The organism is Pseudoalteromonas sp. OOF1S-7, assembly GCF_022347765.1.
Taxonomy (GTDB): domain Bacteria; phylum Pseudomonadota; class Gammaproteobacteria; order Enterobacterales; family Alteromonadaceae; genus Pseudoalteromonas.
Genome location: NZ_JAKRFZ010000013.1, coordinates 59,893 through 83,547, shown reverse-complemented (window position 1 = coordinate 83,547; position 23,655 = coordinate 59,893). Strand labels below are relative to the sequence as shown.

At 50.5% G+C, this 23,655-nt stretch carries 27 protein-coding genes, 4 tRNA genes and 1 riboswitch; of the genes, 28 read left to right on the top strand and 3 right to left on the bottom strand.

The window, feature by feature from the left end:
• Nucleotides 1-11: 11 nt before the first annotated feature.
• The 4 genes from astD to speD all read left to right on the top strand — a co-directional run bounded on the left by astD (nt 12) and on the right by speD (nt 3,384).
• Nucleotides 12-1,484, top strand: coding sequence for a succinylglutamate-semialdehyde dehydrogenase (gene astD, locus MHN33_RS17475; protein WP_239399761.1), 1,473 nt, complete (start codon nt 12-14; stop codon nt 1,482-1,484).
• A 175-nt stretch (nt 1,485-1,659) separates the two neighbouring features.
• Nucleotides 1,660-1,998 (top strand): DUF3802 family protein, encoded by a 339-nt coding sequence (locus MHN33_RS17470; RefSeq protein WP_046004953.1) that lies wholly within the window; start codon nt 1,660-1,662, stop codon nt 1,996-1,998.
• Nucleotides 1,999-2,080: 82 nt separating this feature from the next.
• Nucleotides 2,081-2,494 (top strand): OsmC family protein, encoded by a 414-nt coding sequence (locus tag MHN33_RS17465; RefSeq protein WP_239399759.1) that lies wholly within the window; start codon nt 2,081-2,083, stop codon nt 2,492-2,494.
• An 86-nt stretch (nt 2,495-2,580) separates the two neighbouring features.
• Nucleotides 2,581-3,384: an adenosylmethionine decarboxylase gene (gene speD / locus MHN33_RS17460; protein WP_239399757.1), complete on the top strand. Its 804-nt coding sequence runs from the start codon at nt 2,581-2,583 to the stop codon at nt 3,382-3,384.
• Between the two features lie 68 nt (nt 3,385-3,452).
• On the opposite strand, the gene MHN33_RS17455 is transcribed toward speD, so the two are convergent.
• Nucleotides 3,453-5,546, bottom strand: a complete 2,094-nt coding sequence (locus tag MHN33_RS17455) for a TonB-dependent receptor (protein ID WP_239399755.1) — start codon at nt 5,544-5,546, stop codon at nt 3,453-3,455.
• A 105-nt stretch (nt 5,547-5,651) separates the two neighbouring features.
• On the opposite strand from MHN33_RS17455, the gene MHN33_RS17450 reads away from it, so the two are divergent.
• The 8 genes from MHN33_RS17450 (at nt 5,652) to MHN33_RS17415 (ending at nt 13,204) form a co-directional block, all read left to right on the top strand.
• Nucleotides 5,652-6,041 (top strand): acyl-CoA thioesterase, encoded by a 390-nt coding sequence (locus tag MHN33_RS17450; RefSeq protein ID WP_046004957.1) that lies wholly within the window; start codon nt 5,652-5,654, stop codon nt 6,039-6,041.
• Nucleotides 6,042-6,178: 137 nt separating this feature from the next.
• On the top strand, nt 6,179-6,556 hold the full coding sequence (locus MHN33_RS17445) for an META domain-containing protein (RefSeq protein ID WP_239399753.1): 378 nt from the start codon (nt 6,179-6,181) through the stop codon (nt 6,554-6,556).
• 28 nt (nt 6,557-6,584) lie between these two features.
• A riboswitch (TPP riboswitch) is annotated at nt 6,585-6,686 on the top strand.
• A gap of 164 nt (nt 6,687-6,850) precedes the next feature.
• The gene (gene thiC, locus MHN33_RS17440) at nt 6,851-8,803 is read left to right on the top strand and encodes a phosphomethylpyrimidine synthase ThiC (protein WP_239399751.1); all 1,953 of its coding nucleotides are present in this window, start codon (nt 6,851-6,853) and stop codon (nt 8,801-8,803) included.
• Nucleotides 8,804-8,843: 40 nt separating this feature from the next.
• Complete coding sequence (locus MHN33_RS17435; RefSeq protein WP_239399749.1) at nt 8,844-9,863, top strand: FAD-dependent oxidoreductase; 1,020 nt, start codon at nt 8,844-8,846, stop codon at nt 9,861-9,863.
• Nucleotides 9,860-10,057: a sulfur carrier protein ThiS gene (gene thiS / locus MHN33_RS17430; RefSeq protein ID WP_125782407.1), complete on the top strand. Its 198-nt coding sequence runs from the start codon at nt 9,860-9,862 to the stop codon at nt 10,055-10,057. The genes MHN33_RS17435 and thiS overlap by 4 nt, the downstream gene beginning before the upstream one ends.
• Entirely contained in the window at nt 10,057-10,851 is a 795-nt protein-coding gene (locus MHN33_RS17425; RefSeq protein ID WP_239399747.1) for a thiazole synthase, read from the top strand. The genes thiS and MHN33_RS17425 overlap by 1 nt, the downstream gene beginning before the upstream one ends.
• An 83-nt stretch (nt 10,852-10,934) precedes the next feature.
• Nucleotides 10,935-12,455: a thiamine phosphate synthase gene (gene thiE / locus MHN33_RS17420; protein ID WP_239399745.1), complete on the top strand. Its 1,521-nt coding sequence runs from the start codon at nt 10,935-10,937 to the stop codon at nt 12,453-12,455.
• Nucleotides 12,452-13,204, top strand: coding sequence for a HesA/MoeB/ThiF family protein (locus MHN33_RS17415; RefSeq protein ID WP_239399743.1), 753 nt, complete (start codon nt 12,452-12,454; stop codon nt 13,202-13,204). The genes thiE and MHN33_RS17415 overlap by 4 nt, the downstream gene beginning before the upstream one ends.
• Nucleotides 13,205-13,261: 57 nt before the next feature.
• Here MHN33_RS17415 and asd read toward each other — a convergent pair whose 3' ends face one another.
• Nucleotides 13,262-14,128: an archaetidylserine decarboxylase gene (gene asd, locus MHN33_RS17410; protein WP_125720180.1), complete on the bottom strand. Its 867-nt coding sequence runs from the start codon at nt 14,126-14,128 to the stop codon at nt 13,262-13,264.
• A 34-nt stretch (nt 14,129-14,162) separates the two neighbouring features.
• The gene (gene rsgA, locus MHN33_RS17405) at nt 14,163-15,215 is read right to left on the bottom strand and encodes a small ribosomal subunit biogenesis GTPase RsgA (RefSeq protein ID WP_239399741.1); all 1,053 of its coding nucleotides are present in this window, start codon (nt 15,213-15,215) and stop codon (nt 14,163-14,165) included.
• A 173-nt stretch (nt 15,216-15,388) separates the two neighbouring features.
• On the opposite strand from rsgA, the gene orn reads away from it, so the two are divergent.
• The 16 genes from orn (at nt 15,389) to MHN33_RS17325 (ending at nt 23,655) form a co-directional block, all read left to right on the top strand.
• Nucleotides 15,389-15,934, top strand: a complete 546-nt coding sequence (gene orn, locus MHN33_RS17400; RefSeq protein WP_130244536.1) for an oligoribonuclease — start codon at nt 15,389-15,391, stop codon at nt 15,932-15,934.
• Nucleotides 15,935-16,108: 174 nt separating this feature from the next.
• Nucleotides 16,109-16,184 (top strand) — tRNA-Gly (locus MHN33_RS17395).
• A gap of 209 nt (nt 16,185-16,393) precedes the next feature.
• Nucleotides 16,394-16,469 (top strand) — tRNA-Gly (locus tag MHN33_RS17390).
• 148 nt (nt 16,470-16,617) lie between these two features.
• A tRNA-Gly gene (locus MHN33_RS17385) sits at nt 16,618-16,693 on the top strand.
• A 129-nt stretch (nt 16,694-16,822) separates the two neighbouring features.
• Nucleotides 16,823-16,898, top strand: a tRNA-Gly gene (locus MHN33_RS17380).
• Nucleotides 16,899-17,107: 209 nt separating this feature from the next.
• A complete protein-coding gene (gene rpsF, locus MHN33_RS17375; protein WP_010386261.1) occupies nt 17,108-17,449 on the top strand; it encodes a 30S ribosomal protein S6 in 342 nt (113 codons plus the stop codon).
• Between the two features lie 30 nt (nt 17,450-17,479).
• Nucleotides 17,480-17,809 carry a primosomal replication protein N gene (gene priB / locus MHN33_RS17370; RefSeq protein WP_239399739.1) on the top strand — a complete coding sequence of 110 codons (330 nt, stop codon included), beginning with the start codon at nt 17,480-17,482 and terminating at the stop codon, nt 17,807-17,809.
• A 12-nt stretch (nt 17,810-17,821) separates the two neighbouring features.
• Nucleotides 17,822-18,049 carry a 30S ribosomal protein S18 gene (rpsR, locus tag MHN33_RS17365; protein ID WP_010386263.1) on the top strand — a complete coding sequence of 76 codons (228 nt, stop codon included), beginning with the start codon at nt 17,822-17,824 and terminating at the stop codon, nt 18,047-18,049.
• Between the two features lie 35 nt (nt 18,050-18,084).
• Nucleotides 18,085-18,537, top strand: a complete 453-nt coding sequence (gene rplI, locus MHN33_RS17360; RefSeq protein ID WP_239399737.1) for a 50S ribosomal protein L9 — start codon at nt 18,085-18,087, stop codon at nt 18,535-18,537.
• Between the two features lie 412 nt (nt 18,538-18,949).
• The gene (locus MHN33_RS17355; RefSeq protein WP_275442861.1) at nt 18,950-19,369 is read left to right on the top strand and encodes a type IV pilin protein; all 420 of its coding nucleotides are present in this window, start codon (nt 18,950-18,952) and stop codon (nt 19,367-19,369) included.
• Complete coding sequence (locus MHN33_RS17350; RefSeq protein WP_239399735.1) at nt 19,356-19,817, top strand: GspH/FimT family pseudopilin; 462 nt, start codon at nt 19,356-19,358, stop codon at nt 19,815-19,817. The genes MHN33_RS17355 and MHN33_RS17350 overlap by 14 nt, the downstream gene beginning before the upstream one ends.
• Entirely contained in the window at nt 19,808-20,203 is a 396-nt protein-coding gene (locus tag MHN33_RS17345; protein ID WP_239399733.1) for a prepilin-type N-terminal cleavage/methylation domain-containing protein, read from the top strand. The genes MHN33_RS17350 and MHN33_RS17345 overlap by 10 nt, the downstream gene beginning before the upstream one ends.
• Complete coding sequence (locus MHN33_RS17340) at nt 20,200-20,724, top strand: prepilin-type N-terminal cleavage/methylation domain-containing protein (protein WP_239399731.1); 525 nt, start codon at nt 20,200-20,202, stop codon at nt 20,722-20,724. Before MHN33_RS17345 ends, MHN33_RS17340 begins: the two co-directional genes overlap by 4 nt.
• A 4-nt stretch (nt 20,725-20,728) precedes the next feature.
• Nucleotides 20,729-22,471 (top strand): polymer-forming cytoskeletal protein, encoded by a 1,743-nt coding sequence (locus tag MHN33_RS17335; RefSeq protein ID WP_239399729.1) that lies wholly within the window; start codon nt 20,729-20,731, stop codon nt 22,469-22,471.
• Nucleotides 22,472-22,625: 154 nt separating this feature from the next.
• Nucleotides 22,626-23,177: an RNA polymerase sigma factor gene (locus MHN33_RS17330; RefSeq protein ID WP_239399727.1), complete on the top strand. Its 552-nt coding sequence runs from the start codon at nt 22,626-22,628 to the stop codon at nt 23,175-23,177.
• Nucleotides 23,170-23,655 carry a hypothetical protein gene (locus tag MHN33_RS17325; RefSeq protein WP_239399725.1) on the top strand — a complete coding sequence of 162 codons (486 nt, stop codon included), beginning with the start codon at nt 23,170-23,172 and terminating at the stop codon, nt 23,653-23,655. The genes MHN33_RS17330 and MHN33_RS17325 overlap by 8 nt, the downstream gene beginning before the upstream one ends.

Genomic DNA, 23,655 nt, shown 5'->3' with positions numbered 1-23,655 from the left:
GGGAAAGAATTATGACAACACACGCAGCACAATTTATTAATGGTGAGTGGCGCTTAGGTGAAGGCGCAGCATTTGCGTCGGTAAACCCGGCCAATAACGAAGAGATCTGGCGTGCCAACGCGGCAACGGCAGAGCAAGTTGACAGTGCCGTAAAAGCGGCCCGCGAAGCCTTCTACAGCTGGGGTGAGCAGGCGTTTGAAGAGCGCCTGACTGTGGTTAAGCGCTTTGCTGAGCTACTGAAAGAAAACAGTGAAGCACTGGCTGTAGCCATTGCACAGGAAACCGGTAAGCCACTGTGGGAAACGCGCACTGAAGCGGGCGCCATGGTTGGTAAAATCGCGATTTCTGAAAAAGCCTATCATGAGCGCACCGGCGTAGTTGAAAACCCAATGCCAGTGGGTCGTGCGGTTATTCGTCACAAAGCGCACGGCGTAGTTGCGGTATTTGGTCCTTATAACTTCCCGGGTCACCTGCCAAACGGTCATATTGTACCGGCCCTGCTGGCGGGTAACACTGTGATCTTCAAGCCTTCAGAACTGACACCTTATGTGGCAGAGCTGACGCTGAAGCTATGGGAGCAGGCGGGTCTGCCAAAAGGCGTGATCAACCTGGTGCAGGGTGAAGTAGAAACAGGTAAAGCCCTGGCGTCACACAAAGGCATCGACGGCTTGTTCTTCACCGGCTCTTCTCGTACCGGTCATCTGCTCCATGAGCAGTATGCAGGTCAGCCTGGCAAAATTCTGGCTCTGGAAATGGGTGGTAACAACCCATTGATCGTGAAAGACGTGGCTGATACCAAAGCGGCCGTTCATGACATCATCCAGTCAGCGTTTATCTCCAGCGGTCAGCGTTGTACGTGTGCGCGTAAACTGTTCCTGCCAGAAGGCGAACAGGGCGATGTGATCCTGGCGCAACTGCTGAAAGCCACTAAAGCGATTAAAATCGGTAATTATGACGCCGAAGATCAGCCGTTTATGGGCTCAATGATCTCTAACAATGCCGCTGCTGGTATGGTTGCTGCACAGCAACAGCTGGTTGAGCTTGGTGGTGAGACTTTGCTTGAGCTGACACACACTGAAGGCACGGGTTTTGTAACGCCAGGCATCATTGAGTGTACCAAGGTCACTGATTTCCCTGATGATGAGCACTTCGGCCCGTTACTGAAAGTATTCCGTTACAGCGATTTCGATGCTGCAATTGAAAAAGCCAACGACACCAGCTTTGGTTTGTCAGCCGGTTTACTGGGTGATAACCAGGCCGATTACGAGCACTTCCTGCGTCGCAGCCGTGCGGGTATCGTCAACTGGAACCGTCCAATCACAGGCGCATCCAGTGCCGCACCATTTGGTGGTATTGGTGCATCTGGTAACCACAGAGCAAGTGCTTACTATGCAGCAGACTACTGTGCATACCCGGTGGCTTCGGTTGAGCTGGACAAAGTGACTTTGCCAGGCACCTTGAGTCCGGGCCTGACTATCGAGTAAAATCGTACTCAGTGAGAATAAACCCGTATTTTCTCACCCTTTAGTATTGAAAAAAGCAGCCAAGCGTCAACTCGGCTGCTTTTTTGTTGGTCTGCAAATATCAAAAGTAGCAATCAAAACTAGTTTCTGCTTAAATCAATAGGAGATGTCATTGATACATTCAGGTGGGCAATATATGGTTTTAGATAAACAAGGATACGATGAGTTAGTCATGTACCTAACGCAACACTTAGCCTTGTTTGAGAAGCCGGGTGTGGTGAAAGCCAATGCACCTAAGGTGTTGGAGTTAATAGAAGATGTGATTGCTGAGCACGTGATCCGCCTCTGTGAGCAACATACCGGATTGACGACCGAACAACGTAGCCTGATAGTCAGAGAAGTTGACGGCATTGTGTATGATTTGCAGGAAGTACTCTCCAGCGTCACTGAGCAGCGCGTTACTGAAGAACAAAGAGAGTTTATTGAGGAATTCGCCGGGCTGGTGAAAAACCTGTTCGACAATGCAATAAACTGACGCAGTCGTCGCTGCTATGTATCAAATATAACACCGCCTATTGGCGGTGTTATTAGTTTTAGGAACTCGAGGAATAATAAACATGCAAGCAAGTGTGAAGTGGGTTGACGGAGATACCTTTATAGGTCGCTCTCATTCTGGTCATAATGTGGTATTCGACGCAGGCGCTGACAGCGCAGCGCCCAGCCCGATGGAAATGGTGTTGATGTCGGCAGGCTGCTGTTCATCCGTGGATGTTGTCAGCATTCTAAAAAAAGCCAAACAGGACGTCAGTGATGTCACGGTGGAGCTGACAGCAGAGCGCGCTGAGAGTGCCCCTAGAGTATTCACCAAAATCAATCTACACTTTGTGGTGACTGGCAATAATGTGTCAGAAAAGCACCTGGCGCGCGCAGTGCAATTGTCTGCTGAAAAATACTGTTCGGTAGCCTTAATGCTTGAAAAAGCGGTAGAAATTACTCACAGCCACGAAGTGGTTGAAAACAGCGCGAAATAGGTCTTTTTTGCGACGCTATTTTCGTATAAAATCCGCGAACTTTTATTTCTGCAGCGCAGATTTTCACGTTTTAAGGTGGGTCTATCGTGAACAAGCCCTTTGATAAAATTAAACTCCACGGCTTTAACAACTTAACTAAGAGTTTAAGCTTTAGTATCTATGATATTTGCTATGCCAAGACCGAGCAGCAGCGTAAAGAATATCTGGAATACATCGATGAGCAGTATAGTGCCGATCGCCTGACCGACATTCTGCGCGACGTAGTCGATATCATTGGTGCCAATGTACTGAATATTGCCCGCCAGGACTACGATCCTCAGGGTGCCAGTGTCACCATCTTGGTATCAGAAGAGCCAGTTGAGCAGCAAACGTTCGACAGCAATGAAACACCAGGACCATTACCGGAATCTGTGGTGGCGCACCTGGATAAAAGCCATATTTGTGTGCACACGTATCCTGAAGCGCATCCGCATGATGGTATTTGTACATTCCGTGCTGATATTGAAGTCTCGACCTGCGGTATTATTTCACCGCTGAAGGCACTGAATTTCCTGATCCACAAGCTGGAGTCAGACGTGGTCACCATTGATTACCGTGTGCGTGGTTTCACCCGCGACGTCAATGGCGTAAAGCATTACATCGACCATGCCATTCATTCTATCCAGAACTACATGACGGAAGATACCAAAGAGGCGTATCACATGGTGGATGTGAATGTGTATCAGGAAAATCTGTTCCACACTAAGATGATGCTCAAAGAAACCGATCTGAATACCTACCTGTTTGGTATCACAACGGATGACTTGGACACAGAAGAGGAAGAGCAGATCCGTGAGCGCCTGAATCGTGAGATCCAGGAAGTGTTCTACGGCCGCAACCTGCCGGAATAAACAGCGGGTACTAACCGTTAAAAAAGGCGCTCACTGAGCGCCTTTTTTTGTTTCATACTCGTTCGAATTTACAAATCGTACGTGAAGGTCAGGCCAAAGACTCGCGGCTCACCATACTGAACGTAGTTCCGCGGCGTGTAGCCATCGCGTGGATCATTACCAAAGTAAAACCCTCTGACCGGGACATCACGGTCGGCCAGGTTACGACCCCAGGCAGTCAGTGACCATTGTTCACCATAATAACTTACGCTGGCATTGATCAGGTTCTGACTCGGTGCCTGCTCGTTGTGGCTGTCCGAGAAGAAGTAATCATCTTTACCTTCGACACCCACACTCAGCACCAGGTTTTCCAGCACGCTGTAGTCTGCCGAGAAGGCATATTGATACTTGGGCGCCTGTGCCTGCTCACGACCATCGAAGTTAGCACCTGAGGTGGTTACAAAGTCTTCTATTTTAGTGTCCAGATAGCCGAGACTGTAGTTCAGCGTCAGCTGATCCGTGATCAGGCGCTGGCCTTCGATTTCCAGACCATAGTTTTCGCCTTTACCCGCATTGCTGATGAAGCCGGCGAACTGGACACCGTCAATGCGCCACTGTTTAAGCTGCATGTCTTCGCGTTCCATATAGAATGCGGTAACAGACAGGGTGTGTTTTTTATCTTCAGACTGACCCTTTACACCAAATTCTGCATTCCACAGATATTCTGGCTCAAACGAAAATGCTGAGGCAGGAATGCTAAACCCTTCGTCTTTGGCTTTGGCCAGCGCTTCTCCATTGGCGCCACCGACCTTATAACCCCGGCTCAGGCTGGTATAAATCATGGTGCGAGGCACAACCTGATATTCCAGCGCCAGCTTACCACCGACCATAGTGTCATCCTGATCTATGCTAAAGCCATTGGTATCCAGGTATTCACTGTCATAGCGTTCAACTCGCAATCCCGTGATCAGGCGGGTCTGCTCATTCAGATGTGTGACTTTCTGACCGAATAGCGCCTGACTGGAAACATCATAGCTGGAGCGAAAATCATTGCTCAGCCAGGTGTACTGACGGGTCAGGTCGACATCACGACGTTGTGCGTAGGCGCCAATCACCCAGTCGCCCTGCTTGTCCAGTAGTTTGACTTCCAGCGTGCCACGTTCGTGATCGCGCAGGTAGCTGTCAAAGCTTTCATAGTGGTCCGGGTGCAGGCCTGCGGCGCAAAGCTTCGGCTGGGTTGCGTCATGGCAGGTCCAGTCTTCATCGTAGCTATATTCTGTATCGGCTTGCAGCCCTGTGCCCTGGAACTCAATATCAAAAGCACTCAGGCCGGTATACTGGGCACTAAGTGCAAAGGCATCACTTTCTTGGGTGTCTTTACCTGGCAGGTTAGCCACACTGTGACGTGTATTGTCCAGCGTAAAGCCATCATAGCCATTATCGATATCTATGTGGTGCACGGCCAGGTTCACTGTTAGCGCGTCTGTCAGCTGGCTGCTGAGTTTAACGCGGGCCAGTCGCTCTTGCTGATCCTGAGTTGGCTTATCCAGATACAGGTTATCGACATAGCCGTCGGAGCCGCGTTGATACAGGCTAATACGTCCAGCGGTACTGTCCGTTAATCCGGTGCCTGCCGCCAGGCCGGCTTCATAGCTATTGTAGTTACCCGCGCCAACGCGTAGTTTAACTGCGGTATCCTGGGTTGGGACATGAGATTGCAGGTCGATGATCCCGCCCATGGCATCGGCGCCAAACCGTGTTCCCTGAGGACCGCGATATAAGGTCACCTGATCAATATCAAACAGCAAGGCACTGCCGCCCAGACCTGAGTAGTTTATGCCATCGACCAGCATACCCACACTGGGTGTGATTGGGTCAACAAATTGAGAGCGCAGCCCTACGCCACGGATCTGCACAAAGCGGCCGCGTGAGGCGCCTGCGGTAAAGTTCACATTGGCGGTGCTATTTAATAGCTCATCCAGATAGCTGGCGCCGCGATGGGTCATTTCAACTTCACCCATCACACTGGCGCTGGCACTCAGTGTTTGCAGAGATTCTCTTTGGAAGTCGCCGGTGACTTCAATGGTTTCAAGGGGCGCGGCTGTCGGTAATTCGTCAGCGGCGGCTTGGTTTGACAGGGCAGCCAACAGGCTGATGCTAAGCAAAGAAAGTTTAAGCTTCATGTCTTATCTTGTTCCATTTTTGATTGCGCACAGTGTAGCAAAAGCCCGACCAGTTAACAGTTAATATGTGTTATAAATTCGGCAACTTAGTGAAGAGGAAAGGCCATGACATTTAAGCTTGATTTCAAAGTCAGGGATTATGAATGTGATTTGCAGGGCATTGTGAATAACAGTGTCTATTTTAATTATCTGGAGCATGCCAGGCATGAATTTTTGATTGCCAACGGCGTCGATTTTGCTGCACTGGCGGAGCAAAAAATCAACCTGGTGGTGATCCGCTCTGAAATGAATTATAAAGATTCATTGAAACCGGGGGACGCATTTTATGTTGAAGTTGAAACACTGCGGGTCAGTAAACTGAAGTTCGCGTTTATTCAGCGCATTATCCGCGCCGCAGACGACAAGCTCATGCTGGATGCGGTTGTCACCGGGACATCCGTGAATGAACGGGGGCGTCCGTTCCTGCCTGAGGAAATTGATCAGCTTTTCGTCTGATTTTTTTACTAAAAAGGCAGAAAATTACAGATTTTTACTGCCTTTTCCACACCGGCTGACGTTATAATATTAATCATATTTTAAGCGGTTGGTTTACCATGAAAAATTCCATTCTTTTATGCCTGATGTGCGTATTAATGGCATGTTCCAGTACAGGGAAGGTAACCAGGGAACAGCTTAAGCACTCTCACTGGCAGTTAGCTCAGGTTGATGGTCATCTTGTTACAGAGGCCTCACCGATAGAAATCGAGTTTCTGGATGCCTTACAGGTGGTTGGTTTTGCTGGGTGTAATCGGTTTTTTGCTGAGGGCAACATGGCGTCTGAGATCCTCAAGCTGAGTCAGCTGGGGATGACCCGAAAGTCCTGCGGTGATGTGCTGGATGCGCGGGAGATGCAGTTTCTGGACATGCTACAGCAGGGCGTGACTGTTACTATTCAGAACAATAAGTTACACCTTAAAGGCCAGCAAACCTGGCAATTTAAAGCACTGGACGCAGAGCCTTTGACTAACTAGGCGCGATTCAGTACACTTTTTCACAGTTCGTTACTTGTCGGAGTGCCCATCTGGGCTGAGATCGCAGTATTGCGGGATCCGTGGACCTGATCAGGTTAATGCCTGCGTAGGGAACAAGCTACCTAAGTTGGTATATCGTAAGATATCTAGGTTGCCAGCCATGTTGTACCTGTGCCAACATGCTCCACTAAATGAAATCAGCACACAGCGCTTTGCTGTGGGTTTGGTTTGGACCCTTCTCGCTCCCTTTGCGGAGTTCTGACAAGACACCTTAACTTAACAATGAGGCATGTCATGTCAAACAACAGTAGCAAGTTATCACGTCGTGAGTCGCGCGAGGCCGCGTCGGATTTTATCTATAACCTTACCGGACAACCTTTCCCAAATTCCGAGAAAGTGTATGTTGAGGGTGAGCAGGCAGGCGTGCGTGTCGGCATGCGCGAAATCACTTTGAGTGATTCTTTTATTGGCGGGACGGAAGAAGAGCCAATCTTTGAGAAAAATGAACCGGTTCGCGTCTACGACACTTCAGGCCCTTACACCGATCCAGATTTTAAGCTGGATGTGCGCAAAGGCTTGCCGAAATTCCGTGAGCAGTGGATTTTAGACCGCGACGATACCGAAGCGCTGGAGTCGGTCACTTCGCAGTTTTCTCAGCAGCGTATGGCGGACGAAGGGCTGGACCATATTCGTTTTGAGAACCTGCCTAAGATCCGCCGCGCTAAGCCCGGACAAAATGTGACACAAATGCACTATGCGCGTCGTGGTATTGTGACCCCGGAAATGGAATACGTCGCCATTCGTGAAAACATGGGCCGCGCGAAAATTCGTGAAGAGTTACTGGCGCAGCAGCACAAGGGCCAGTCGTTTGGTGCTGAGATCCCAGACTTTATTACCCCCGAATTTGTCCGTGCTGAAATTGCACGTGGCCGCGCTATCTTGCCAAACAACATCAACCACCCGGAAACCGAGCCTATGATTGTTGGCCGCAACTTCCTGGTGAAGGTGAATGCCAACATAGGTAATTCCTCGGTGACTTCTTCGATTGAAGAAGAGGTTGAGAAGCTGGTGTGGTCAACCCGCTGGGGTGCGGATACGGTCATGGACTTGTCGACAGGCCGATATATCCACGAAACCCGTGAGTGGGTGGTACGTAACTCACCGGTGCCAATCGGTACGGTGCCGATTTATCAGGCGCTGGAAAAAGTGAACGGTGTGGCGGAAGATCTGACCTGGGAAATTTTCCGCGATACGTTGATTGAGCAGGCCGAGCAGGGCGTTGACTACTTCACCATTCACGCGGGTGTGCTGTTACGCTACGTGCCTATGACGGCAAAGCGAGTGACGGGGATTGTGTCGCGTGGTGGCTCCATTATGGCCAAATGGTGTCTGGCGCACCATAAAGAAAATTTCCTGTACACCCACTTTGAAGACATCTGTGAGATCATGAAGCAGTACGATGTCTGTTTCTCTCTGGGTGATGGCCTGCGTCCGGGTTCAATCGCCGATGCCAATGACGAAGCGCAATTGTCTGAGCTGCGTACCTTAGGTGAGCTGACCACGATTGCCTGGAAACATGACGTACAAGTATTTATTGAAGGGCCAGGGCATGTGCCTATGCACCTGATCAAAGAAAACATGGATGAGCAATTAAAGCACTGTCATGAAGCCCCTTTCTATACCCTTGGCCCGCTGACCACAGACATTGCACCGGGCTACGATCACTTCACCTCCGGGATTGGTGCTGCGCAGATCGCCTGGTACGGTACCGCCATGTTGTGTTACGTCACACCAAAAGAGCATCTGGGTCTGCCAAACAAAGAAGACGTCAAAGAGGGCCTGATCACCTACAAGATTGCGGCGCACGCGGCGGATCTGGCCAAAGGTCATCCGGGCGCACAAATTCGTGATAATGCCCTGTCTAAAGCGCGTTTTGAGTTCCGCTGGCACGATCAGTTCAATCTGAGTCTGGACCCGGAGCGGGCATTGTCTTATCACGACGAAACACTGCCTCAGGAGTCGGGTAAAGTGGCACACTTCTGCTCTATGTGTGGTCCTAAGTTCTGCTCTATGAAGATCACCCAGGATGTGCGCGACTATGCCAAGCAGCTCGAGGCCGAGGGCATAGATCCAAATAATGCCGGCGAAGCCATTGCCATCAAAATGATTGATGTGGAAGCCGAAATGAAAAATAAATCACGCGAGTTCAAAGAGACGGGGTCGGAGCTTTACCACAAAGCGCTGTGATTTAGGGTAGCGGGTCCTTTCGGGCCCGTATGGAGGCAAGATGTCCCAGACAAACAAACCACGCGTTGCTATTGTCGGCTTTGGCCTGACAGGGCGGGTTGCTGCCCTGATGCTGGCAGAGCAGTATCAGCTGAGCGTATTTGAGCGCGATCTGGTCGCGGCGCCTGCCAGTGTCGGCACTTTGGCCGCCGCGATGCTCGCCCCGATGGCGGAATCCGTGATCTGTGAACAAGATCTGGCTGAGCAGGGGTTGCATGCCATGACCTTGTGGCCCGAGTTGCTGGCCAAGCTCGATGCACCGGTGTTTTTTCAGCAGCAGGGCACAGTGATCGTCGCGCACCAGCAAGACAGAGGCGATTTGCTGAGTTTTCAGCGTCGCCTTAAGCCCCTGGCTGGCCATCAGGCGCAAAGCCTGGATGGTCGCGGCATTGGTGCGCTGGAGCCTGAACTGGCTGGCCGCTTTCATCAGGGGTTGTATTTACCCTGTGAGGGTCAGCTCGATAATCTGGCATTCTTTGCTGCCAGCCTTAGCACCCTAAAAAACAGGGGCGTGCGCTTTCATGAAGGGGCAGAGGCACACATCGCACAAGGGCGAGTCAATGGTGAAGCGTTTGACTGGATCATTGACTGCCGTGGGCTGGATGCCAAAGACGACAGCCCCGGGCTGCGTGGGGTGCGTGGTGAGGTTGCCCGCATCTACGCGCCTGAGGTGAGTTTGCAGCGCCCGGTGCGTCTGATGCATCCGCGTTACCCACTCTACATCGCGCCTAAACCAAATCACGAGTTTGTCATCGGTGCGACCGAAATTGAATCTCAGGATCGGGGCGATATCACAGTCCGCTCGACACTGGAGCTGCTGTCGGCCGCCTATACGGTACACAGTGGCTTTGCTGAGGGGCGGGTGATGTCGCTGCGCGCAGGTTTGCGCCCGGCGTATAAAGATAATCGCCCGCATATTAGTGTCACTGATAATGTGATCCGCATTAACGGTCTGTATCGGCATGGGTTTTTGCTGGCACCAATGGTGGTGCAACACGCGTTACAACAAGGGGTATTATGAATATAAGTTACAATGGTCAGGCGCTCACGCTGTCGCAGCCACAGTCTTTACTGGAGGTGATTGAAGCACAAGGGGCAAAGGCGCCTTTTGCGGTAGCGCTGAACGGGCAATTTGTGCCGCGCAGCACGTTAGCGGAGCAGCGACTGCAAGAGGGTGACAGCATCGAGTTGCTATCGCCTATTCAGGGAGGCTAATGATGCACAGTGATACACCGTTAAGCATTTATGGTGAGCAGTTCGACAGCCGCTTACTGATAGGCTCAGCACTTTACCCCTCGCCGGAGATTATGCAGCAAAGCCTGGTCGCCTCGCAGGCGCAAATCGTCACTGTGTCACTGCGACGCCAGAACTCCGTGTCGGCTGGAGGTGACTTCTGGCAACTGATCAAGGATACCGGATTGCGGGTGTTACCTAATACCGCCGGGTGTCACAGTGTTAAAGAAGTGGTGACACTGGCGCAAATGTGCCGGGAAGTGTTTACGACTGACTGGATCAAGCTGGAACTGATTGGCGATGAATACAATTTACAGCCCGACCCGATTGCCCTGCTGGAAGCCACCGAAATTCTGATAAAGCAAGGGTTTAAAGTGCTGCCATATTGCACCGATGATTTAGTGGTGTGTCAGCGCCTGGCGGATCTGGGCTGCGAAGTACTGATGCCCTGGGGTGCCCCCATTGGCACCGGAAAAGGGTTACTTAATCCTTATAATCTGAAAACCATTCGTGAGCGTTTGCCTGACCACACTCTGATTGTTGACGCGGGACTCGGCTTACCCTCGCATGCCGCACAGGCCCTGGAGCTTGGCTACGATGCCGTGTTGCTGAATTCTGCCATTGCCGGTGCTGGCTGTCCGGTGACCATGGCCAGTGCTTTTAATCATGCGGTGGTTGCCGGGCGTGCTGCCTATGTAGCGCAGGCCATGCCGGAGAAAGAAGTCGCAGCGCCTTCCACCCCGACGATGGGGATGCCCTTTTGGCATCAGAATTAAACACGCGCTATAGTGTCGCTAAGCCTTTGTGGCGCAAAGTACTTAATCATGCGCCATATTCAACAGAGTAAGTAGGAGTAATTGTGGCTGAACTGGTATGGACCATTGCCGGGTCGGATTCGGGCGGCGGCGCCGGAGTGCAAGCGGATGTCAAAGCAATGCACAGTTTTGGTGTGCAAACCTGCACAGCCATAACCGCGCTGACGGCGCAAAATAGTTTGGCGGTTGAAGAGATCAATGCGGTCTCGAGTGAAGTGCTGGAATCTCAGCTGCTGGCACTCGAAGCCGATTTAAAAGCAACCGTGATTAAAATTGGCATGCTGGCCAACAGCACACAGATCCAGCTGGTGGCAGAACATCTGGCGCAATACAAGAGTCGCTGGGACAATCCCCCTGTGATTGTGTTCGACCCGGTTGCCATTGCATCCAGTGGCGATGCGCTGACCGAAGAAGATACCCTGGATGCGCTGAAAAAGTACCTGTTACCTCTGGTTGATGTTATCACGCCCAATACACAGGAGACGCAAGTGCTCACTGGCGTATATCTGATTGGTCCGGATGCCGTCAGGGACGCTGCCCGTAAGCTGCGCGAATTTGGCGTCAAATCGGTGATCATTAAAGGGGGTCACTGGGATTATCCCAGTGGTTATTGCATCGATTATTGCTGGAGTGAAGGCGAAGAGTATTGGCTTGGCAATGAGGCGATACAAACGCCGCACAGTCATGGTACCGGATGTAGCTTCGCCTCTTCTGTTGCGGCTTGCCTGGCCAAAGGCTACCCGATCAAAGATGCCTTTATTCTGGCCAAAGCTTATATCAATCAGGGGCTGAAATTAGCGCAGCGCTTTGGTGAGGGCAGGGGTCCCCTGGCACATGCTGGATTTCCTGAGAATATCTCGGACTTTCCTCAGGTGATAGAGCCAGGCAGCTGGCTCGGTGATGAACTGGAATTTGCACTTAGCGAAGAGTTTAACTTTGCCGCCGGGTTTGCGCCCATCGGAGAAGAACTGGAGCTTTATGCCGTCGTTGACTCGGTAGACTGGGTTGAAAAGTGTCTGGCGGAAGGCGTGAAAACGGTGCAACTCAGAATTAAACAGGCTGATCACGCGACCCTGGAAGAAGACATACAGTGTGCTATCACCCTGGGCGAAAAATATCAGGGCCGGGTCTTTATTAACGACCACTGGGAGCTGGCCATTCGCCATGGCGCCTATGGGGTGCACCTTGGTCAGGAAGATCTGGGTTCGGCGAATCTGGTTGCCATTCAGCAGGCGGGACTGCGTTTGGGGGTGTCCACGCATGGGTTTTATGAAATGCTGCGAGCCCACAACTATCGGCCCAGCTACCTGGCGTTTGGCGCGATTTACCCGACGACCACTAAGGACATGACCGGACAGATCCAGGGGCTTGAAAAGCTTAGACACTTTGTACCTCTGATGCGTGAAAGCTATCCCACCGTGGCCATTGGGGGCATTGACCTGACCCGGGCACCTCAGGTTGCCGCCACCGGAGTTGGCAGTGTGGCGGTGGTGCGTGCCATCACCGAGGCGGCGGATTATAAACAGGCAATCATTGACCTGAAACGGGCCACTGGCGAGTCATGAGTACAGATCTCAGTGACAAAGAGCGACTGAGGTACAGCCGCCATTTACTGCTCAACGAAGTGTCGGAAGCCGGTCAGCTGCGCCTAAAACAAGCGCGGGTGGCCGTGGTTGGTTGTGGGGGTCTGGGCAGCCCTGCGCTGTTTTATCTGGCGGCAAGTGGAGTCGGGCAGCTGACTTTTTGTGATGATGATGCGGTTGAGCTGTCTAATTTGCAAAGGCAAATTTTGTATAAGGTCAGTCACATTGGCCAGCCAAAAGCGAAAGCCGCGGGTAAGGTTTTAGCGAGCCTGAATAACCAAATCTCACTGATCCCACAGCCTGTGAAGCTCGACAACAGCAATATAGACAGCATATTGCAAGACAGTGACTGGATCCTGGATTGCAGCGACAACTTCGCCACGCGCTATTTGCTCAACCAGTATTGTGTACAACACCGTAAGGTCCTGATTTCGGGTGCCGCGCTGGGCACTCAGGGCCAGTTTATGGCCTTTGATTTCAGGGCGTCCTCGCCCTGTTATCACTGCATTTTTCCAAAGTCGTCGGCGCAACCGGTATTGAATTGTCAGAACGCAGGTGTGGTGAGCCCGTTATTGGGCATTATCGGCTCTATGCAGGCGATGAAGGCAGTCAGTTTAATTATCTCTGATGTGCCTGATAAACACAGTGAAATGATCGTGGTCGATGCTTTGAGCTTGCAGCAAAGGCAGTTTACGCTGGAAAGGGATGCGGCATGTGATGTGTGTGGCTAATGCCACGGACGATTAAAAAAGCCCGCATCTGCGGGCTTTTTTGAGCGCGTGATCCGGCTAGTCTCGGATGGTCGCAAATGGGGTGCCCATACGGGTAACTGTTTCTGGTAATTGGTTGGCCAGGAAGTCGGCTTTATCTTCTCCCCAGGCCAAAATAACCGTCGAGCCTAGCTTAAAACGGCCCATCTCGTCGCCTTTTTTCAATTTAACGGCGTTGTCGCCCTCTGCCGGATAATCCCAGCTGAAGACGTCTTTACCGGCTGGTGGCGTGACTGTGCCGGCCCAGATGGTTTCGATACTGGCTACTATGGTGGCGCCCACCAGTACCATCGCAAGTGGACCTATCTCAGTGTCAAAGATAGCGACAACCCGCTCGTTACGTGCAAACAGATTCGGGACGTTTTGCGCAGTCAGCGGGTTTACCGAGAACAGATCGCCAGGTACGTAGATCATCTTTTTCAGCGTCCCATCAAGGGGCATATGAATACGGTGATAGTCTTTGGGTGCCAGATAAATGGTGGCAAATTTACCGCCCAGATACGGTGCTACGTCGGATTCTTTGCCCCCCAGCAGGGTTTGCAGGCTGTAGTCATGGCCTTTGGCCTGAATGATCTGACCATCGACTACATCACCTAACTGGCTGATGGCACCGTCGACCGGGTGAGCCACAATGCTGGCTTCTTCGGCAAGTGGGCGGATCCCCGGCTTCAACGGGCGGGTAAAGAATTCATTAAAGGTTTTATAGTGAGCTGGATCTTCATGCAGGGCTTCACTCATGTCTATCTTGTACTGTTTGATAAACAGTTTAATTAAGGTGGTTGTCAGTGCACCCGCTTCGGCTGCGGCCAGTTTTCCCACCAAACGTGATACGGCATGTTTGGGTAAAGCATATTGCAGGGCAATCTTTAGTTTATCCAAGTTCACTTTTATTATTCCTGAAAAAATTTTGAAGATAGTATCAAACTCTTGGCGCGCGCGCACCTGCGCGGCCATCCGCCATGGACTCCAGAATGCGATGATAGCTGTCAAAGCGCAGTTCGCTTATTTTGCCCTCATCAACGGCTTCCAGGATCAGGCAACCCGGATCATTGAGGTGTTTGCAGTCGCGAAAGCGGCAGCCGCCGATAAACTCTCGAAACTCTTTAAAGCACCAGGTCACTCGCTCTACTTCAAGATGCCACAGGCCGAATTCACGGATCCCCGGGCTGTCAATCAGGTTACCGCCACTGGGCAGGTGATGTAGTTTAGAAACCGTGGTGGTGTGCTGACCCAGACCACTGTTCTCAGAGACTTCCTGCGTCAGGATGGCGGCATCGGGCAGGACGGTGTTCACTAAAGTGGATTTACCCACGCCGGATTGGCCAACAAAGATGTTGTTCTTGTCTGCCAGCAGGGATTTGAGCTCATCAATTCCTTCGCCAGTCTTGTTGCTCACCAGCACGACGCGGTAGTCTAACTCGCGATAGATATCCAGCACTTCATCGACATAGTCGAGGCCTTCGTCATCGAGTAGATCGATTTTATTGAGCAACAGAATTGGCTCAATACCCATGTCTTCGCAGGCGACCAGATAGCGGTCAATGATCTGTGGGGTAAATTCAGGCACTACTGCGGATACCATTAAAATTTGGTCAATATTGGCTGCCACCACTTTCACACCGTCGTAAAAATCTGGACGGGTGAGCTGAGAGCGGCGAGGCTCGACGGCTTCTATCACACCGGCCAGATCGCCTTCACTGACTTTGGCGCGACGGAAAATCACTTCGTCACCGCACACTAAGCTGGTGACGGTACGGCGAATATTACAGCGCAGTACATCGCCATTTTCGCACTCGACATCGGCGTGCTGGCCAAAGCGACTGATCACCACAGCGGGTTCTGTGGGGCCCAGGTTATCGGTTTGCCAAGTCACCTGCGTGTCGGACTGTTGTTTCGCTTTATGCAAGCGTTTTTGATGGTTGGCACTGATCCGTCTGGACTGGCCCTTACTGAGTTTTTTGCGTTTTGCCATATCTTATAAACTCGCGACACGATTTATTGCTATCGAGTGGTATACAGGCCAATCATGGACTATAACTCAATAAATTGCCCCGCTTTGTAAAAAAAAGCTTTTGGTCGAGTGATGAAGCTAATATGATATATCTAATTGCATTGGATCTAAAGGAAAGTACCGTTAGGTAGTGTATGTCTTTTCATGAATCAAACCTGATCTGGCTCGACTTAGAAATGACGGGTCTGGAACCTAAAACAGATAGGATCCTCGAAATTGCCACTGTGATCACCGACTGTGATCTGAATGTACTGGCCGAGGGACCTGTAATTGCTATCCATCAAAGTGATGAATTACTTGATAATATGGATGAGTGGTGTACAAATCAGCATGGCCGCTCTGGTCTGACTGCGCGTTGTAAGGCCAGCACACATTCTGAATCTGATGCAATCAAACAAACATTAGACTTCCTGAAACAATGGGTACCGCCGGGCAAATCGCCAATGTGTGGCAACTCTATTGGTCAGGACCGTCGCTTCCTCAACAAATACATGCCCGAGCTGGAAGAGTACTTTCACTACCGCAACCTGGACGTCAGCACGATTAAAGAGCTGGCACGTCGTTGGAAGCCTGAGTTGTTAAATGGGATCCACAAAAAGAGCTCTCACCTGGCTCTGGACGACATCAAAGACTCCATTATGGAGTTGAAGGTTTACCAGCAAAAATTCTTCAATCTTTAAAAAAATTTAGAAAAAGTACTTGCAATGCTTTTTCTATCTTGTAGAATCCTGCCCCGCTCAAGACGGCAAACATTGTCTGTTGCTTGTGCGTGATGCGGCACTAGCTCAGCTGCTAAAACGTTAGACGCGACCTCAAGGTTGCGCCCAGCGGGAAACTAAGAGCTACATTGTGATGCGGCACTAGCTCAGCTGGTAGAGCGCGACCTTGCCAAGGTCGAGGTCACGAGTTCGAACCTCGTGTGCCGCTCCAATCTACAATCAGTCTACTCGACTGACTAAAAAAGAGTATTCATTGTGATGCGGCACTAGCTCAGCTGCTAAAACGTTAGACGCGACCTCAAGGTTGCGCCCAGCGGGAAACTAAGAGCTACATCGGAATGCGGCACTAGCTCAGCTGCTAAAACGTTAGACGCGACCTCAAGGTTGCGCCCAGCGGGAAACTAAGAGCTACATCGGAATGCGGCACTAGCTCAGCTGGTAGAGCGCGACCTTGCCAAGGTCGAGGTCACGAGTTCGAACCTCGTGTGCCGCTCCAATCTAAATCAGTTTACTCGACTGACTAAACAACGAGATTGTATTGGATTATATTTCCATACCCTGTGATGCGGCACTAGCTCAGCTGCTAAAACGTTAGACGCGACCTCAGGTTGCGCCCAGCGGGAAACTAAGAGCTACATTGTGATGCGGCACTAGCTCAGCTGGTAGAGCGCGACCTTGCCAAGGTCGAGGTCACGAGTTCGAACCTCGTGTGCCGCTCCAATCTTCAATCAGTTTACTCAACTGACTAAAAAAGAGTGCTTATTGTGAAGCGGCACTAGCTCAGCTGCTAAAACGTTAGACGCGACCTCAAGGTTGCGCACAGCGGGAATCTAAGAGCTACATCGAAATGCGGCACTAGCTCAGCTGGTAGAGCGCGACCTTGCCAAGGTCGAGGTCACGAGTTCGAACCTCGTGTGCCGCTCCAACTCTCCTCTCTTTATATTCATATTTTCTCACTCTGACTTACTTGCTCAACTTTAAATCTTATTCCACCAATTTTCATCGATAAACTGATTGCTTATTTTTAGCACGACACGTAAAATACGCGCTCTTTCGGCCTAACTAACTTTAGTTCCTTGCCTTACCCCGACTGGCCGAAACGGGACAAGGCTATATTAACCGTAAGGAATATCCATGCGTCATTACGAAATCGTATTCATGGTTCACCCAGACCAAAGTGAGCAAGTACCTGGTATGATCGAGCGTTATACTGGTGCCATCACAGAAGCTGGCGGTAAAATCCACCGTCTAGAAGACTGGGGTCGTCGTCAACTGGCTTACCCAATCGAAAAGCTTCACAAAGCACACTATGTTCTGTTGAACGTTGAAGCACCAACTGAAGTAATCAGCGAGCTTGAAACTTCTTTCCGCTACAACGATGCAGTGCTTCGTAACCTGGTTATGCGTACTAAGAACGCTGTAACTGAAGCGTCTCCTCTTGCTAAAGAAGAGAAAAAAGAAGCAGCAACTGCTTAATCGTTTTTGATTCGGAATTGACCTGGTAGTTTGGTGAGCACTCAGTCTGATCTGTATACAAACCAGCTGGTATTATCTGGCACGGTCTGTAAGCCACCTAAGTACAGTCAAAGCCCCGCCGGTATCGCGCATTGTATTTTTGTTTTAGAACATAAATCGATGCAAGTAGAAGCCGACCTAAATCGTAACAGTTATGTGCGTATTCAGGTGGTTGCCAGCGGACAGCAGTTCCGGACTCAACTAGAGCATTTATACGTTGGGCAGACCATACAGGTACGCGGTTTTTTAAACCGACACGAGAGCCGCAGTGGCTTGAGTCAACTTGTATTACATGCACAACATATTGAAAGAATTAATTGAGGAAATTTACTCATGGCACGTTATTTCAGACGTCGTAAGTTCTGCCGTTTTAAAGCGGAAGGCGTACAACAAATCGATTACAAAGATCTGGCTACTCTTAAAAACTATGTAACTGAAAGTGGCAAAATCGTACCTAGCCGTATCACAGGTACTAGCGCTAAATACCAGCGTCAGCTAGCAACTGCTATCAAGCGTGCTCGCTACCTAGCCCTTCTTCCGTACACTGACTTACACAAGTAAGCAGCTGATTAACAGTTTTTAAAAGGTGTAGAGACATGCAAGTTATTCTACTAGACAAGATCGCAAACCTAGGTGGCCTAGGTGACCAGGTTTCTGTTAAATCTGGTTTCGCACGTAACTTCCTTTTCCCTAAGGGCAAGGCAGTTCCTGCAACTAAAGCTAACATCGAAACTTTCGAAGCACGTCGTGCTGAGCTTGAAGCGAAAATCGCTGAAGAGCTAACTGCTGCACAAGCGCGCGCTGAAAAACTAGAAGCACTTGCAGAAGTGACTCTGGTTTCTAAAGCGGGTGACGAAGGTAAGCTATTCGGCTCTATCGGTACTCGCGATATCGCCGACGCAATCACAGCAGTAGGTCTGGAAGTTGCTAAGTCAGAAGTTCGTCTGCCTACCGGTACTATCCGTGAGACAGGTGAATTTGACGTATCAATCCAGCTTCACACTGACGTGACAACAGCTATCAAAGTAATCGTGATCGCTGAAGCTTAATTCTATTAAGCACCAACCGCGTGCATCTGTACGCGGTTGTATTCCCAATCTCTGAAAGACAATAACAACTCCAATTTTCAGTGTGTGGATCTGATGATTATCGGGATCATCATGGAAGGTTTACAACACCAGTCGGAAAATTAATCCAAATCAAAACAACGGCGCTCGTAAACGGCTTATAGTCATTACGGGAACATATGACGCTAACATTTAATGGTCTGACCACATGGTTGTTCTAGGGTATATTACCTGGCTGTTATCTCGTGTAAACGCGTTCCTGTTTTAGCTAATTCTGTTTTGTGATATTTTAGTTAACTGTTTTTATTACAGGCACTTTTTTTTATTGGTTAAATGTCATACAGTCTTATTTAGAGATTAATGACAGCGTTATCATTTAGGTGGGAAACCCAATATGCTTAAAACCTCCAACATGCGTGGATTCACTTTAATAGAGCTGCTGATCGCCATTGCGATCGTCGCCATCCTGGCCAGTGTGGCATTGCCAAACTATGGCGAGTATGTGCGTGAAAGCAGACGCCTGGATGCACAGCATTTACTGCTGCAAACCAGTGCCACGTTGGAGCGTATTTATTCCCGCAATGGTGGTTACCCTAATGATGAGACGTTTCAGGGACTGCCCGCTGCTGAGTTCTACACATTCAGCTACGAAGCGCGTAACAAGCCACAAGGTGCGAACGGTGATTTTCGCAATATGGGCTATATTTTAAGAGCAACGCCCGTGTTGAATGGCAGTCAAAGCAGAGATGTGTGTGGGGTGCTGACTCTGGACCACCTTGGCAATCAGGGAGGTAACCTGAATGACTGTTGGTAACAACACACAGCGAGGCGTAACACTGGTTGAGTTGCTGGTTGTATTGGCCATCATCGCTATCTTAGCCATGGTGGCAGCCCCTTCTTTGATAGGCCAGATTAAGCAAGACCGGGTGAACACGACGGCAAACCAGCTCAGTAGTTTCTATCGCTTTGCGCGCAGTGAAGCGGTTAAACGTGAAGTGCCGGTAAAGCTGGCGCTGGAGAATAATGACTGGGTAATGAAAGTGGTTGAACAAGGTCAGGAAGTCACGTTAAGGCGTTTTACGGTTGACCCTAATCAGGTTGCTGTTAACCTGGTTGACAGAACACTACGTTCCAGTGGTGAACTGAGCGCGTTCAGCAATATTCTGATTTCAGATAACGATGCGACGACGGATGACGTGCGTTTGTGTATTTTACACAGTGGTCAAAGCTGGTTGAGTAAGGCGACTGACAATTGCGCGTAGTAAAAGGGTTTTCATTGCTGGAAGTTATGGTGTCTATGGTGATAGCAGCCATTGCGCTGCTTGGGCTTGCGGCGGCGCAGATTAAAGCAATGCAGTTTGCGCAAAACAGTTTTAACTATACCATAGCACTGATCCACGGACAGAACGCGATTGAGCGCATCTGGCCTGATATCTGTCATTATCAGAGCGTGAATACCAGCCTGAACCCCGGCATTAACCCGACTGCTGCGGGTTTATATCCCGATGATCCGCGGTTTGCGCTGACGCTGCCCAACACCTTTAGCCTGGACTTAAGTCTGACCGTCAGCTGGCACGATGAGCGCATGACTGACACCGGCGTGGACCAAATCTCACTGCACGCCAGCTTTGTGAATGTCTGCTTATGAATCGCATTGTGAATGGTCGCGGGTTTACCCTACTGGAACTGCTGATTGCACTGTCGATAGGCCTGTTTATGCTCGGCGGTATTGCGGTTGCCTATTCGACTATTCGTAGCACTATTGTGATAAATCAGGAGCTGGCACAAGCACAGGAAGTGATCCGCTATACCAGCCAGCTGATGACCCGTAGTATTAAGCAAACAGCCTCTACACCACAGGTTAGGCTTAACGGTGAGGCATTAGAGGTCAGCCAGGTTGCCAATACACCGGCCTGCGATGGCAGTGTTCCAGTGGTGAATTACACCGAAACATTTTCATTACAGGATGGCTATTTATTGTGCGATCTCAGCTCAGATAACTTGCCTGCCCAGCGCTTGTTACGGGGAGTGAATGGGTTAAGCTTTTCGGTCGACGGCCTGATCACGTCCATCACAGTGACGCCCGTGGGTATGCCCGCACAGTATGCTGCGGGGATCCAGATAGACGTGGCTGCAAGCCAGCAAGTGCTCGCGACGGCCAATTGGTGACATTATGAAGATGCAGAGTATACGACAACGCGGATTTACCCTGATTAAAGTCATGCTACTGAGCTCCGTGGCCAGCGTGGTGGTGTTTGCTGCATTCAAAGATACCCTGGTGCAGGAGCGCCTCAGTGGTAACTACCAAAAAGACCTGAATGCGCGATTACTGGCTGAAAAGGGCGTGATCGAGCGCGGGCAGGCATTAAAAGCGGCACTGACCAATAACCCAAATCTGACACTGGAGCAGGCGGTTCAGCAGATTGGGGCGGGTCTGGGCAGCGGTGAACTGGATGGCACGAGCTTTGACGCCCAGCTGTCAGTCAATGGCGATGAGGTGGCGATTGCCAGCCTGGGGCAGCGCTATGATGAGCAGGCCCAGTCGCGTATGGTCTCTTACTTTAAATACACGCCCCCCGAACGCAGCTCAGTGTTCCAAAATGCGGTCACCGGATGTAAAGGGGTGAATCTGGCAGGCAGTGGTCTGGTCGATAGTTATGATTCTACCCAGGGCAGTTACGAAGACACTCACACCAGTAACGGCGATGTGCATACCGTGATTGGCGATGCCGATGTGGTGCTAAATGGTCATTCTCCCATTATGGGCGATGTGAAAGCATCTGGGATACTCTACCTGAAGGGCTCCTCGCCCGTCGTTGGGACAGTGCAATCCAATACCGGGATTGATATTTCTGCCGGCAGTGGTGTGCGGGTCGACGGCGATGTCCTCACACAGGGGTTTGTGAAGCACAATGGCGGACAGATCACGGGGGTATTGCGTGCAAACGGCGATGTCACCATGAAGTGGGGCGCCGAGATCCTCAATCAGAACCGGGCCGAGCTCGATATTATGTATGGCGGCACCGGAAGCTTCAAGAGCAGCCATGTCCAGGATGGGTTGCACTATTCAGCCGATCGTTTCAATGTGAATCCCGAGGTTGAAGCAGTCCGGGTATACGACCCAAGCTCACCGGACTATGATCCTAGTGACCCCGACAAGGAATGCGACCCGCTGGCTTTGCCGCTGAATATGCCTTCAGTGATCGACAACCACAATAGCTACACGGACTTTACGATCGGTGCACAGACCGATTATGTGTTCACACCAAGTGAAGGCCGCTATACCCGTGGTGGCAGCGGTACCTGGTCATCCAGTCCCGCAGACATCTACTTATTTCAGCATCTGACGCAAAATCATGGCCAGAGTAATACCAGCAACGAATATGTATTTGGCATGAAAAACATGAAACTGACCAGTGATGGCACCATTACCATAGAAGGGGGAGACGTTATCTGGCTGGTTGATGGGGATCTTAAAATGACGGGCCACACCAGTATTACCATTAAAGCGGGCAGCAGTTTGGCAATTTTTGTCACCGGGAAAGTGGATTTCGGGGCCAGTGGGGTGGTGATCACAGAGCGAGAAGGACTAACTGACAGTGGCTTTCCCAGCCTGAGTATCTTCTCATCTTATTCAGGCCAAAACGGTATTACATTGAGGGGCGCCAGTTCAGTCTATGCGGTCATTTATGCACCGGTTACCAGCATTGCCATGCGTGGTAGTGGCCAGTTTTATGGCACCATTCGTGGGGCAACCATAGATGCCACGGGCGGCAGCGGTGTGCACTTTGACGAAGCGCTGAAAAACTTTAACCTAGGTAATGGTGGCGTGATTACACCTGCGAAACTGGAGTTTATGGGTTGGCGTTTTGAATCCGGTGAGGACTATCAGGCCCCCGACGAAGAGGAAGAGTAACGCGTCTGTCTGCCATTAAGAAAAAATTTACCTGCCCGTTTAAACCTTTCGCTATTTCCCTCGCGTCTTATCCTGCAAACATCACATTATCGGGTTACTTTCTTTATGGCACCTGATATGTCACGATGATGGCTCGGCAACGAGGGAATACTCTATGATAATCAATGCCAAAGAGGCATTTAACCCAGATACGATTGAGCGGTTAGTACTGCGCGCCCAGCAAGGCGACCAGACAGCCTTTGAACAGCTCTATCAGCAGTGTTATCGCAGGGTCTATGGATTATGTTTACGTTTGCTTGCCGATCAGGCTCATGCGGAAGACGCGACGCAGGAAGTCTTTGTTCAGCTTTGGCACAAAATTGCCCAGTTTCAGGGGCAGTCAAAGTTTACCACCTGGCTTCACAGTGTGACATCCAATGTGGCGATCAGCTATTTACGTAAGCAGAAAAACTGGTTGCAAAAAGTCGTCAGTCTGGAAGACGGTGGGATGGAGCAAGCCGAAATAATGCAATGTCAGTCACTTAATGGGCTCGATAAGCTGATCTTACGTTTGCCAGAGCGTGCACGTCTGGTGTTTGTCCTGCATGCGGTAGAAGGATATCGCCATGAAGAAGTGGCGGGTATGTTGAATATGGCGGTGGGCTCAAGTAAGTCACAGTTTCACCGAGCCAGGAAATTGTTACAGGAGTGGTATGACAATGAGTAAACCAACATTCGAGCAGTTTCTGAAACAACAGCTGCCACGGCAACAAGATCAGGAGCAATTACCAGAGCCGCAACGAGACTTATGGCAGGGCATTGAGAACGCCATCAATATGCCAGACTCGGCGCCGCGCACTCGCAGTCCCTGGATAAAGCTGGCAGGCGTCGCTGCCTGTGTGTCGGCTGGGCTGCTGAGCTGGCAGGTGATTATGACCCAGCCTAAACAAGACACAATGGCACACATGAGCGCTTTTTTTGAGCAGGAAAAACAGACGCTGCTGGTCAAGTATGAAGCACAACCCGCGCTGACCAAAGACTGGCAGAAACCATTACAGGAATTAGAAGAAGCAGAGCAGGCCATTAAGCTGGCACTGATGAAGGATCCGGACAATGCTGCCCTGCTCAAAATGCTGGCCCAGGTTTACCAGCAGCAGTTGGATTTAATCACTAAGGTACATCAGCCCCAGTGGCAACAGATTTAG